This is a genomic window from Psychroflexus maritimus, assembly GCF_011089875.1.
Taxonomy (GTDB): Bacteria; Bacteroidota; Bacteroidia; order Flavobacteriales; family Flavobacteriaceae; genus Psychroflexus; species Psychroflexus maritimus.
Genome location: NZ_JAANAS010000041.1, coordinates 1 through 13,902 on the forward strand (window position 1 = coordinate 1; position 13,902 = coordinate 13,902).

General features: G+C 31.4%; 11 protein-coding genes. 7 read left to right on the plus strand and 4 right to left on the minus strand.

Features of this window, described 5'->3' with window-relative positions:
- Positions 1–305: 305 nt before the first annotated feature.
- The 4 genes from G7034_RS05605 (at position 306) to G7034_RS05620 (ending at position 5,997) form a co-directional block, all read left to right on the plus strand.
- Complete coding sequence (locus tag G7034_RS05605; protein ID WP_166399988.1) at positions 306–1,649, plus strand: sigma-54-dependent transcriptional regulator; 1,344 nt, start codon at positions 306–308, stop codon at positions 1,647–1,649.
- Positions 1,646–1,795, plus strand: a complete 150-nt coding sequence (locus G7034_RS05610; protein WP_166399989.1) for a hypothetical protein — start codon at positions 1,646–1,648, stop codon at positions 1,793–1,795. Before G7034_RS05605 ends, G7034_RS05610 begins: the two co-directional genes overlap by 4 nt.
- A 40-nt stretch (positions 1,796–1,835) precedes the next feature.
- Entirely contained in the window at positions 1,836–5,441 is a 3,606-nt protein-coding gene (locus G7034_RS05615) for a PAS domain S-box protein (RefSeq protein ID WP_166399990.1), read from the plus strand.
- Positions 5,442–5,544: 103 nt separating this feature from the next.
- Positions 5,545–5,997, plus strand: a complete 453-nt coding sequence (locus tag G7034_RS05620) for a hypothetical protein (RefSeq protein WP_166399991.1) — start codon at positions 5,545–5,547, stop codon at positions 5,995–5,997.
- A 228-nt stretch (positions 5,998–6,225) separates the two neighbouring features.
- Here G7034_RS05620 and G7034_RS05625 read toward each other — a convergent pair whose 3' ends face one another.
- On the minus strand, positions 6,226–6,657 hold the full coding sequence (locus G7034_RS05625) for an organic hydroperoxide resistance protein (RefSeq protein WP_166399992.1): 432 nt from the start codon (positions 6,655–6,657) through the stop codon (positions 6,226–6,228).
- Positions 6,658–6,863: 206 nt separating this feature from the next.
- On the opposite strand from G7034_RS05625, the gene meaB reads away from it, so the two are divergent.
- Positions 6,864–7,964, plus strand: coding sequence for a methylmalonyl Co-A mutase-associated GTPase MeaB (gene meaB / locus G7034_RS05630; protein WP_187349865.1), 1,101 nt, complete (start codon positions 6,864–6,866; stop codon positions 7,962–7,964).
- Here the strand turns inward: meaB and G7034_RS05635 are convergent.
- From G7034_RS05635 to G7034_RS05645, 3 genes are all read right to left on the minus strand, one after another.
- Positions 7,928–8,545, minus strand: a complete 618-nt coding sequence (locus G7034_RS05635; protein WP_166399993.1) for a phosphatase PAP2 family protein — start codon at positions 8,543–8,545, stop codon at positions 7,928–7,930. The genes meaB and G7034_RS05635 overlap by 37 nt on opposite strands.
- A gap of 9 nt (positions 8,546–8,554) precedes the next feature.
- On the minus strand, positions 8,555–8,788 hold the full coding sequence (locus tag G7034_RS05640) for a hypothetical protein (protein ID WP_166399994.1): 234 nt from the start codon (positions 8,786–8,788) through the stop codon (positions 8,555–8,557).
- Between the two features lie 210 nt (positions 8,789–8,998).
- Complete coding sequence (locus G7034_RS05645; RefSeq protein ID WP_166399995.1) at positions 8,999–10,339, minus strand: MATE family efflux transporter; 1,341 nt, start codon at positions 10,337–10,339, stop codon at positions 8,999–9,001.
- A gap of 214 nt (positions 10,340–10,553) precedes the next feature.
- On the opposite strand from G7034_RS05645, the gene G7034_RS05650 reads away from it, so the two are divergent.
- Together G7034_RS05650 and G7034_RS05655 are read left to right on the plus strand one after the other, a co-directional pair.
- Entirely contained in the window at positions 10,554–11,924 is a 1,371-nt protein-coding gene (locus G7034_RS05650; RefSeq protein ID WP_166399996.1) for an exonuclease domain-containing protein, read from the plus strand.
- 40 nt (positions 11,925–11,964) lie between these two features.
- Positions 11,965–13,722 carry a TrkH family potassium uptake protein gene (locus tag G7034_RS05655; protein WP_166399997.1) on the plus strand — a complete coding sequence of 586 codons (1,758 nt, stop codon included), beginning with the start codon at positions 11,965–11,967 and terminating at the stop codon, positions 13,720–13,722.
- Positions 13,723–13,902 lie beyond the last annotated feature (180 nt).

Consider the following 13,902-nt stretch of genomic DNA (forward strand, 5'->3'; position numbering starts at 1 on the left):
GCCCATACACATGCTGGTGTATCTTGGTTTAGCCATTGGCGGATATTTAGGAATAAATAAACTAAGAAAATAGCAAAATCATTTTGCAGTTGATTCAAAAACCACCTTTAATTAAAGGTGGTTTTTTTGTTAGATTAAAAAAGATTTTGGCTAAAACCCTTTGAATGTATAGTATCTAGTAAGTGAAATAATCCCATTTCTGGTATAGGTTATTTTGGATAAGGGAAAATCAAAGTTATTTATTATCATATAAAAAAAGCAAAACTTAGTCAAATAATGTAAATTTGTTTAATGAAACGAATATTATGACTTATAAAATTTTTGTTATAGATGACGATGTATGGATGCAAAAAAAATTAAAGCATTTGTTGTCTATAAACTCAGAACATTGCGTAGAGCTATTAAAAGAACCCGAGGATTTGTTGGCTAAGCTGAAAGAGCAACCAGATTTAATATGTGTTGATCTCATGTTACCAACAATGAATGGTAAAGACTTGATAACAAAAATCTTAGCGACTAATCCTGAACAGGATATATTAGTGGTGAGTAGTCAAGAAAATATTTCGGTGGCCGTAGAATTGATGAAGAAAGGAGTTAAAGATTATATTCCAAAAGACCAAAATTTGAAGGAATACTTATGGAAAGCGGTTGAAAGTATAAAAGAAAAAAAACAATTAAAAGAGAAAATAAACACACTAGAGTCTAAAATCAAAAATTTAGACATTCCTGAGTTGTCGGGTAATAGCAAAGAAATAAAGCATATTAAAAGTCTAATTCACAAGGCAACAACAGCCAATATCACAGTGCTTATCTCGGGAGAAACAGGAACAGGTAAAGAGTTAGTAGCTAAAGCTATTCATAATTATCAAAATAAATATGAGGGCGACTTTATAGCGGTGAATATGTCTGCAATACCTGAGAATTTAATTGAAAGTGAACTTTTTGGATATGAAAAAGGAGCCTTTACAGGAGCTGATAAACAAAAAAAAGGGCTTTTTGAAGAAGCTGAAAACGGCACCTTGTTTTTAGATGAAATAGCTGAATTAAACATAAGGTTTCAGGCCAAACTACTAAGGGCTCTTCAGGAGAGAGAAATCAGAAGGATTGGAGGAACTAAAACAATTCCTATACAAACTAGACTTATTTGCGCCACGCATAGAGATTTAAAGGATGAGATTGAGAAAGGGAATTTTAGAGAAGACTTATATTACAGGATTTATGGCTTTCCAATACATTTACCACCTCTTAGAGAACGCGGTAGTGACATATTTCTTTTGGCACAAGAATTTGGAAAATCTTTCACCAGAGAAAATAAACTACCCCAGCTTACATTTAGTAGAGAAGCTAAAGAAAAATTGATAGAATACAATTACCCAGGAAACATAAGGGAGCTTAAATCGGTTGTAGAGTTAGCATGTGTATTAGCCGAAGGTTCGGAAATAAAAGAAGAAGACATTAGCTTTCCAAAGAAAAAAACAAAATTTGATTTAACACAGAATAAATCGCTGAAAGAATATACGAATATAATTATTCAAGACTGTTTAGAAAAAAACAGTTACAATATTAAAAAAGTAGCTGAATTATTAGACATAGGTATATCTACAATTTATAATTTAGCTAAGAAAAACCAAATTAGGATCAAGCCATGAATACAAAATACATCACTAATCCTAAAGCTCTTATTTCTAGCTTTGACAACTTTAAACAACTAGTTCAACGCTGTAAAGCAATGAACACCGAATTTCTGGAGCCTTTTCAATCGGTGAAATTAGCAACAAAGGATGGGGTGTGTTAGAGATGTAGAAAAAGATTGTTGTTACAACTAAATTTTAATGATGACGAATAATTCAACGCTTCTTTTAGAATTAACTTTCTCAGTTAGAAGTAATCTAAGTGAACAATACCTCCTACATGAAACATTAATTTTTTATGTGAAGAAGTTAAACTGCCAATGTGCTTTTATACTTCCTACTAAAGAAATTGAATTAAGCCAATCAACATATATCTATCCAAAGGCATTTCGAGAAAATAGATGCTTCGAAGAAATAAAGCAAAAATTAGCTAAAGACAAGGAAGTTAGAAGCAAACAAAAAATGAGCCCTTCATTTTTTAAAATTGACTCCTTCTTTATTTATATTTATACTCTTTCTAACTACGGAAATATTGTATTAGTTAAAACCTCTGCTTTTCCTGAGAATTTTGAAAATGAGCTAATTCCAGTGTTTCAATTTTATGGAGACACACTGCTCAACACCCATAAAAGAGAATATAGAACCCGAATAGAACAGCAACTTCTAGAAGAAAGACTATTAGTGAAAACCATTCTTGACCATATACCTATTCGTATAAATTTAAAAAACAATAAAGGAAAAATTAAGCTGGCCAATAAAGAAGAATTAGCTTTTCACAAGCTCAACACTGAGACTGAATTAATTGGAAAAAATGAAGATCAATTTTATAGTGAAGAAACTCAAGAACGAATCAAGCTTAAAGACCAATATATCCTTCATAAGAAACAAGCCATTCTTAATAAAGAAATAATAGACCGTAACAATAGGCATTCTTTAATTTCAAAGTTACCTTTTATCATTAATGATAATGAAGTTGAAGGCATTATTTCGCTAGTCCTTGATATTTCAAATAATAAGAAAAAGGAAAAAGATTTAAATTTTTTCCAATCCATTATAAATCAATCCTCAGATGCTATATTTCTTACTTACGAAAATGGTTCCATTTACTACTGCAACACTTTTGCTTATCAAATTACAGGAATCAAAAAAGACGAAATCAATCAATATTACTACCAAGATATCGATGAAGACTTTAAAAATAAATCTGCTAAGAAGTGGCAAGAGCAACTTCAAAATTTATTGAAACAGGATACCTATAACTATAAGACTAACTTTATAAACCTAAAAACTAAGGAAAGAACCCCGTTAGAAATAAAAAGTAAACTGATTGAAAAAGCTGGTGTTAAACTCATTGTTTCTATTGGTAGAGATATATCTGAAAAAATAAAAAATGAAAAAATTATTGAAGAAGAATTAAAGTTTCAAAACTTACTTTTAAAAATTTCTTCAACTTATATTAATACCGAACTCCATTCTGTGGAAGAAATTATTCAGCAATCATTGAAAGAAATCGGTGAATTTGTAAAAGCTGATAGAAGTTATATTTTTGAGTATGACCTCCAATTAAAAACCTCATCCAACACCTATGAATGGTGTGCTGAAGGGGTTAGTCCAGAGATTGAAAACCTTCAAAACGTAGGGACAGAAAATCTGCAAGATTGGCTAAATAAACACGAAAGAGGTAAGCCTTTTTTTGTAGATAAAATAGAAGATTTACCCGATGAAGGTGAGATGAGCGTTAAAGAAATCTTGTCTGCACAGGGCATAAAAAGCCTCATTACTATTCCTATGATTGACAACAAAAAGCTAATCGGCTTTGTTGGTTTTGACTCGGTGAATCATTACAAACATTATTCAAATCGTGAAAAAAAATTACTGGAACTTTATGCCGACTTATTGGTAAATATAGAGAAAAGAAAAAAATATGCTTTCAGAATTAAAGAACAAGAAGAAAGGTTTCAATCTTTAATTAAGAGCGTTGACTTAAATTTAATCGAACTAGATCGAGATTTTAAAATTGTTTATGTGAACGAAAACTTTGTGAATTTATACGCATATACAAATTCTGAACTCATAGGCAAAAACGCCTTAACACTCTTTTTAAATGATCAAGATAAAGCTGTACTTTATGAACAGCTTACCCAAATGAATTTAAATCAAACCTTAAATATTGAATTAACTACTTATACCAAACATAAAAAACAGAAAATCATTTACATAAGTATTGGCTTAAAGCTTGATGAAAGAAATAATATCATTGGTTATATAGGAGCATTTTTAGATATTACACAAAAAAAACAATTGGAAGCCGATTTAAAAGTGGCTAAGGAGAAGGCAGAAGCTGCTTCAAAAGAAAAAGACCGTTTTTTAGCGAACATGAGCCATGAAATACGAACACCTCTAAATATTATTAATGGTGCTATAGCTGAGATTTCAAAAACAAAAGTTGAAAAAGAAAAGGACTTTCTGCTAGAACAAACTAAAAATGCCAGCGAACACCTGCTAAGCCTAGTAAATAATGTTTTAGATATGGCAAAAATAAACGCCAATGAAATGACCCTAAAAGAAGAAGCATTTGATTTGGAAAAAATATGTCACAATTCCTTCTCTATTTTAGCAAATTTAGCTAAGGAAAAAGGTCTAAATTACCAAATTAACTTCGCTTTACACCTAGAACAACACCTTGTTGGTGACGCAACTAAACTCTCACAAGTTATCATTAACCTACTAAACAATGCTGTAAAATACACAGAAAAAGGGGACGTAGTTTTTAAGATTACTAAAATAAAAGAAAATAAAAGTCAAGTTGTAATTGAGTTTGAGATAGCTGATACCGGGATTGGCATGAGCGCTGAATTTTTAAACTTGCTATTTAATGAATACACAACAGAACAACATGAACATCAGAGTACAGGACTAGGAATGACGATTTCTAAGCGAATTATCAACCTTATGAACAGTGAAATTAATATTGATTCTATAAAAAACAAAGGAACAAAAGTTTCATTTCAACTAGCTTTTCATAAATCGTCATTCCTCCAAAATACAAGTATAAAAAAACCAGAGACCAGCAGTAAATTTAAAACTACTCCTAAAGTTTTAATTGTTGAAGACAATAAAATGAACACCCTTATTGTTAAAAAAATACTTGAAAGAAATAATTTTGAAACGCTTGAAGCTTCTAATGGGGAAGAAGCTTTATCTATTGTACAATCTAATGAAATAGATTTAATACTTATGGACATTCAAATGCCAGTAATGGATGGTATTGAATGTACAAAAATTATTAGAGATAAGTTAAAACTAAACACCCCAATCATTGCCCTTACAGCAAATGTATTTAAAGGAGATTTAGAAATCTTTCTTAAACACGGCATGAATGACTTTCTTACTAAACCCTTTAAAGAAAAGGTACTTATAGAAAAATGCACTAGCTATTTACAAAGAAGGCCTAATAAGAAAGAAGAAGAAATAAATACTGAATTTAATCTAGACCAAATAAAAGAATTAACAGAAGGAAATAAGCATTTTGAAGAAGAATTAATAACCACTTTCCTAGACATCATTTCACAAACTGACAATGAATTTGAAAGCTTGCTTTCCGAAGAGAATTATGAAAAAGCAAAACGTTTATGTCATAAGATTAAACCTAGCTTAATTGATTTTAGCTTAATTGAAATGGTTGAGTTAAGTAATGAAATAATGAACACTAATCAGCTTGAAAAACTCAGTTTGCTTTGCAAAAGCATGAAACTTTCGCTTGAAAGATTAAAAAAAAGACTCCACTCGTTTATTTATTCTGAATTATAGAATAAATTCCAAAAAAAACAATTTTTCTTATTTTTAATTTGCTGTTTATCAAAACTATAAGCTATGGCATAAAGCTTGCCTTGTATTTTTGAAACAAGGTAAAATGAAATCTGTTATAGTAATTGGTCGTCATTATCAAACGTTTGACGATTTAAATAATCAAGTCTTGAAATTTACTCAGGAGGTTTCAGCTTGCACAGATGTAATTTTGTTTCTTCACCCAAGTACACCAGTTAATTTCATTCAAAACATAAAAAGAAATCAGATTAAATCAATTCAGATTAAAAGATATAATTATTTCTGTTTTTTAAATGCTCTAATTAAATCAAAATTTATTTTTTCTATTAATCACAATCCTTCAAGCAAAGATAAGTTCGCATTGAATATTGCTGGAAACTATTACTTTAAAGTAGTTATAGATGATTTATTAGAAGAAGTTGAAAATTCAAATCAATCAGATTTAGAAATTCATGTAAAAGATTTATCAAAAAATCCAAACTTACTCAAACAACTTTTAAGTGCTTTAAACACAAAACCAAGAAAAATACTTACTTAATATGAATATCCCAAAACCTTTAAATATGATAAAATTAAACAGATATAAGCTAATAATGTTTAGCTTATTTACAGCTAAACTAATTGTGCTATACATCATTGTCAAAACACTTATAGAATGGGGGTAATTACAACAAATTAATCAAAAAAAAACAAAGACAAGCCCATAAGCCATAAACTGACTACTAAAACCGAAGAAAAACAACTTCGGTTTTAGTAGAGTTTTTTCTTATTCGTCTAACAACAAATTTAAAGTCACATCAATATTATCTCGCGTTGCCCTTGAAAATGGACACATTATATGGGCTTCATTAATAATTTTCTCCCCCACTTCAATTGAAGTAACTTTAGGTAAGTAGGTGTCTAATTCGGCGGCCAACTGAAAATCGCCTTCTTCTGTTTTACCTAGGCTAATATGCGCAGTAACCGAAAAATCCTCTCCAATATCAACGTTATGCTGGTCGGCTACGGCTTTTACCGCTCCTCCAAAACAAGCCGAATAAGCCGCGCCAAAAAATTGCTCTGGGTTAGTGCCATTACCACCATCACCTCCCATATCTTCAGGAACGCTTAAAGGCAAATCAATTATACCATCATCTGATTTTGCATGTCCAGCTCTTCCCCTTTCGGAAGTTACTTTTGCTGTGTATAAGGTCTTCATAATTTTACATTTAAATTTTTTACAATTTACTTATTTGTTTTTCCTATTCTTTAAATGTTATATTAAAATTAGATGAAGTAATCAACTTATACCAATTTACCTATCACGTCAAATTGACCTCGGCCTTCATTTTCCAAAAGAAAACTTTATCCTATATTTGTTAATTCCCATTAATGCACGTTTACTAAACGTATAAACTATTTATTTTGGTAAATAAAAAAGAAGAAAGCTTTAAATCTGCTTTAGGTCATACGCCTGCTAAGGAAAAATCAGGTCATATTGGCAAAGCATCGGTAGCGCGTATTCAGCGTATAAGAAAGCAAAAAATAGATGAGCAAAAGTTAATCGAGGGCATTATAAATGGAAATAAAACAGACTTAAGTAAAGCCATTACCTACATTGAAAGTAATGCTTCAAAACACGATCAATTGGTTCAAAAAATTATTGAAGCCTGCCTTCCTAAAGCCAACAAATCTATTAGAATTGGAATTACCGGAGTGCCTGGTGTTGGCAAATCTACCTTTATAGAAGCCTTTGGCATGTACTTAACACAATTAGGTAAAAAAGTTGCCGTACTTGCCGTAGATCCCACAAGCTCAATTTCTAAGGGAAGTATTTTGGGCGACAAAACCCGAATGGAAGAATTGGTGAAAAACCCAAATGCCTTTATTCGTCCAACAGCATCTGGGAGTTCTTTAGGAGGAGTAGCCAGAAAAACAAGAGAAAGTGTTATCTTATGTGAAGCGGCTGGTTATGATGTCATTTTAATTGAAACCGTAGGAGTAGGACAAAGCGAAACCATTGTTCATTCTATGACCGACTTTTTCTTACTTTTAAAATTAGCTGGAGCAGGTGACGAACTTCAGGGAATTAAACGAGGAATTATTGAAATGGCCGATGCTATAATCATCAATAAAGCAGACGGTAATAATAAAAAAGCAGCTCAGAAAGCTAAAGTTGAATTCAACAGAGCTTTACATCTTTATCCTGAGAAAAAAAGTCAGTGGAAACCTAAAGTAAAGCTTTGTAGTGCTTTGCATAATGAAGGAATTGAAGAAGTTTGGAAAATGCTGTCAACCTACTTTGCCGCCACAAAAGAAAACGAATTTTTCTACCTTAACAGAAAAGAACAAAACAAGTTTTGGTTACTTCAGAGCATTGATGATCAACTTAAAAGAAACTTTTATAAATCGGAAGTAATAAAAAAAGCCTTAGAAGAACAGTTAGAAAAAATAGACAACAACTCCACTACTCCATTTGAAGCTGCTAATTATTTATTGGGTTTAAAAGCAAATTTGGATAAGTAATTTTTTATGACAAGTTGATAAATTTCGAAGGCAATAAAGCCAAAAACCATTCCTACAACACCACCTACAAAAATATCAGAAGGATAATGAAATCCTAAATAAATACGACTAACACTAACTAAAAATGCCCAAAGTAACATCCAAAGTAAAGCCGCTTTTCTTAGCTTCTGAAGCAAGCGCCCTAGAAACACAGCTAAAGCAAATGAAACAGCTGCATGCGAAGAAAAGAAACTAAATTTTTCACATTTTTCAGCATTTGATTTAGTTAAGCTACTAAAAAGCCCATCTCTTACAACTCTTACCTGATCGGTTAAATTGGAATGGACACTACAAGGTCTTGGCCGCTCTACCCAATTTTTAATAAGCGTTGCAAATAAGTCGGTAAATCCAACTAAAGCTAGTAGAAAAACTCCAACAACAAAAGCTGTTTTAAAATTTGATTTATACCATATAAGTAGGATTAAGATTCCAAAAAAAGGAATGGCTATAAATTTATCGGTAAGAAAAACCCAAAAAAAGTCGATACTTTCAGAACCCCAATTATTCAACCAAAGAAGTAGTTCTTTATCTAAGTTTTTCATTATTCAATTTTAATCTTCTTGGGTATAGCGTTCAACTTCTTGGTCATAAAAAGCTGAAGCTTCTTTAATCAAGTTTTCGGTTTCTTCTTTTAGATCGTCTTCTTCACTTTGATGAATAGCTTCCCAAAACTGGAGATCATCTGTACTTAAATCAATTATAAATCTTGGGTATTCCGTATGAATCACAAAAATAGATTCTGGAAAATCGGTATTATCACCTAATAAAAATCGCGGTAATTTCATTGTATATCTTTTTATCCTTGAGCTTTTTTGCTAACTATTATTATTTAATCATGTCCTAAAAAATAAAGAACAACGACTCACTTCTAAATATTTTTTTCAGTGGTTATTACATTTACTTAAAAATTTTAATAATCTATTATCTCAAACTAGGTGTTTCTATTTAAAATAATGAAATGTTTAACTACTTATTAATTTTCAAAATTAAAGCTTTTAAACAACTTGTGTAATATTTTTCTTAGATAAATATTCAAATCTAAAAAACAAGAGGATTGCAGAAGTGGTTAAACCAGCAAGTAAGCCAAACCAAATTCCCATACTTGAAAAATGCTCTTCTTTCCCTAAAAAGTAAGAAATAGGGAAGCCAATTAACCAATAAGCAACGAAACAAATCAAGGTAGGTATTTTTACATCTTGCATACCTCTAAGCGCTCCTAAAATAGCAACTTGTAAGCCATCGCTTAATTGAAATATAGCGGCTATGATAAGCAACTGACTAGCGATTTGAACAACTTCTACATCATCAATATATAAAGTTGGTAAAAAAGATTTAAGCATAATATACCCCACAGCAAAAACTGACATAATCAGGAAGACTTGAACAAATATAGATTGTGCAAGCCTTCTCAAATTAACAAAATCTCTTTTTCCTTTTTGATTTCCAACGCGAATAGTTGCCGTTACACCTAATCCAACAGCAATCATAAAAGTCATAGAAACCAAATTTAATCCTATTTGATTAGCCGCTTGTGCATTGGTTCCTAGGGTTCCTGCTAGTAATACCGTGGCAGTAAATATTCCTCCTTCAAATAGCATTTGTAAAGCGGTAGGAAAACCTAAACCAAATAGACGTTTAAAGATATTTTTCTGTAAGGACTTTTTCATTAAGACGAAGAATGGCTTGAGTTTAGGTCTTCGTTTTAAGATATAAAATAGGAAAATCAACATAAAAACTCTGGAAATTAAAGTTCCAATAGCCGCCCCTTCAAGCTCAAGTCTTGGAAAAATCCATATTCCATAAATGAGTAGATAATTAAATAAAACGTTGATTAAATTGGCTATAATAGTAGCATACATTGCGTATTTAGTAAGCGAAAGTCCATCAGCAAATTGTTTAAATCCTTGAAAAAACATCATAGGAATCATAGAAAGCGCTATAATATTAAGGTAAGGAATTGCTAAATTAACTACTTCCGTAGGTTGATCTATATGGTATAAAATAGGCTTAACAGCAAGTAATAATCCAAAAAGAAGTATGCCTAACAGACCACACATCAACAAGCCGTGTTGAAAAACTTGGCGACCTTTTACATAATCCTCTTCCCCATCTGCTTCAGCTACTAAAGGAGTAATGGCAAAAGAAAAGCCAATGCCTAAAAACAAAGCAAAGAACACAACAGAATTTCCCAAGGAAACGGCTGCTAAAGGCGCCGGACCGAGCTTTCCAATCATTACATTATCTACAAAACCTACTAAAACATGTCCTAACTGCCCCAGCATTACAGGAAAAGCTATAGATAAATTTTTCGGAAATTCTTTAAAATACGCCTGCATAAATCAAAAAAATGAAGTTGCAAATGTAGCGAGATTTTCTTGTATTTTAGAAATTATATGAATAACAAAAAAAATTTTTTTTTCAATCAATTAATGAATTTGTAAAGTAAGTTTGATGAGCCTACAAACTTGCTAACTAAAACGTTTATAAATAAGGTCTATTAGATAAAACTTAAAATATATATGTACTTTTGTAATTATAAAAGATAACTTATTGTTTGCAGTTTTAGACATAGAATCTACGGGAGGTAAATTTAACGAAGAAGGAATTACAGAAATTGCTATCTATAAGTTTGATGGCAGTGACATTGTAGATCAGTTTAGTAGTTTGATTAATCCTGAGCGAAAAATTCAATCTTTTGTCGTTGGCTTAACAGGAATCAACCAAGAGATGCTTAGGACAGCCCCTAAATTTTATCAAGTAGCTAAACGCATTATAGAAATTACGGAAGATTGCATATTAATTGCCCATAATGCCAAATTTGACTACCGAATTTTGCGTACTGAATTCAAACGTTTAGGCTATGACTACAAGCGAAAATCAATCTGTACAGTTGAATTAGCTAAGAAGCTCCTTCCTGATGAAAACTCATATTCATTGGGTAAGCTCAGCAAAAGTTTAGGAATTCCCGTAAGCAAAAGACACCGAGCTTCTGGAGATGCTAAAGCTACCGTAGAATTGTTTAAACTTTTACTTCAAAAAGATTCTCGTAAAAATATAGTTGCTGAAAGCCAACGTTTACATCCTGTAAAATCAAAAGACAAAAAATTAATTCGACTAATTGAAGAAATTCCCGCTAAAACAGGAGTGTATTACTTTTTTGATGAAACAGGAAAAGTTATTTATGTTGGCAAAAGTAAAAACATGAAAAAAAGAGCTAATCAACATTTTACAAGCGACCGACCAAAAGCTAAAGAAATTCAAAGAGAAGTAGCCTCCGTAAGCTATGACATTACCGGCAATGAAGTTTTAGCTTTACTTAAAGAAAATCAAGAAATAAAAGATATACAACCAAAGTACAACCGCGCTTTAAAAGCAAAAAATTATACGCATGTGCTTTTTGAAAATGTTACTAATGAGGCTTATATTGAATTTAAAATAGGTTCTGCCAAACAAAAAGGAGTACCCCTAACTACTTTTACCAATTTACAACAAGCAAAAAGCTTGATGAATAAATATGTTGAAGACTTTGAGTTGTGCCAAAAATTGTGTGGCTTACATAAAACAAAAGGCGCTTGTTTTAATTATACCATAAAAGCTTGTAAAGGCGCTTGTGTTCAAGATGAAAGTCCAGAAGAATACAACCAAAGAGCGCGACTTTTAATTGATCGCTTGAGCTTTCAAAATAAGAGTTTTTTGGTGGTTGACCAAGGAAGAAAGCTTGGAGAAAAATCAATCATACTTATTGAAAATGGAAAATTTAAAGGCTTTGGTTATGTAGCCCTCAACCACCAATTAAAAGAACTAAAGCGCATTAAGTCTTTAATTACTCCTATGGAGGATAATCCAAATGCAAGACATATTGTATCTTCGTATTTAAGAAAGAAAAATAATCACTACAAAATTCAAGAATTACCTAAGTAAATGAATCCTAATAATGGTATTTTAAATTTATAAATAAAGAATGAAATCTAAAGAAGAATTTATTCAATTTTTAGAGCGATTTGCTTTTTTAATGAGTCTTTTCGGCTTGTTAGGCATTATTTCAGATTTTGGTTTTGAACAATCACCACGAATTATTTCGCTTTTAGCATTGTTCTATGTAAGTGTTCTTATTGTCAATGTCTTTGCTACTATTGGCAGGTATTTTATCCCAGAAAAACGCCAGCGAAAAAAAGCCATAGTTTTTGATACCTTAGCTCTTATTTTTTCAATTTGGGTAATCTACCATCATTTTGACCAAGTTGAAAAGTATAATTTTTTTGCTGTTTTTTATGATGATATTTGGTTAAGAGTAGCCGTTGTTTTAAGTTTTATAAGAGATTTTTCTGAATTGCGTTTCAACTACAAAACTTCTTTTTTAAATCCTGCACAACTATTTATATCTAGTTTTATATTAATTATACTTGTAGGTTCGGTCTTACTTATGTTACCTACTGCTACCCATGAGGGCATCAGTTTTATTGATGCACTTTTTACCGCTACTTCGGCGGTTTGTGTAACAGGCTTAATTGTGGTTGATACAGCTACTTATTTCACGGAAATAGGGCAATCAATAATCATGGTTTTAATTCAACTTGGTGGTTTAGGTATTTTAACTTTTGCCAGTTATTTTAGTTACTTCTTTAAAGGAAATGACACTTACCAAAATCAAATGGTACTTACCGATGTTACCTCTTCAAACAAGATTGGTGAAGTGTTTTCTACCTTAAAAAATATTTTGCTCATTACCTTTATTATTGAAGGAATTTCTGCAATCCTTATTTTTTTTAGTATTAATCCTTCAGATTTTAACTCAATTTCAGAACAACTTTTCTTTTCTATTTTTCATGCTATATCAGCCTTTTGTAACGCAGGATTTTCAACCTTATCAAATAGCCTATATGAGGTAGAGTTTAGGTATAATTATGGGTTTCAACTCATTGTGGCCTTTACCTTTATTATTGGTGGATTAGGTTTTCCAATTGTTGCTAATATTTATGCGTATTCAAAATACATGGGAATAAGGGTATTTTCAAAATTTAAATCGAAAGAATACTATAAACCTTGGGTGCTAAACCTAAACAGTAGAATTACACTCATTACTACCTTTGCTATATCTAGCCTTGGTTTTGTCTTATTTTATTTAATGGAAGCTAATAATACGCTTGCGGAACACAATGAATTTGGAAAAATTGTAGTTTCATTTTTTAATGCTACAACCCCTAGAACAGCGGGATTTAATTCGGTTGACTTTAGTAGTCTTAATTTTTCGAGCATCATGCTCATTTTTTTACTCATGTGGATTGGTGCCTCACCAGCTTCCACCGGAGGAGGAATTAAAACCAGTACATTTGCTATTGCTACTTTGAATATTTTCAGTATAGCTAGAGGGAAAAATAAAATCGAAATCTTCAGAAGAGAAATTGCAGATATTTCGGTGAGAAGAGCTTTTGCAATAATATCTTTATCGCTTATTGCAATAGGATTTAGCGTAATTTTGCTTTCCATAACAGACAGCGAAAAAGATTTATTGAGTATTGCTTTTGAATGTTTTTCAGCCTACAGTACCGTTGGCTTAAGCCTTGGTATTACAGGTGAATTGAGTGAATTAGGTAAATTAATTGTTACTGTTCTTATGTTTGTTGGAAGGGTTACTTTACTTACCGTAATTATTGCTTTTTTCAAGAAAGTAAAAGAAATAAACTACCGCTACCCTACCGAAGAAATTACAATGAATTAGTCAATAGAGTATAGTGATGTACGAATACCTAAATATAAATTTTGAATGATGAATTGAACTAGATTTTTCATACTTGACGCATTAGCGATTTCAGTTGAAAATTTTCGAATAAAGGCTTACTGTAAAATATGATATAAATAAACAAATGAAACACAAATGCACAAATTTTCTTCACACAGG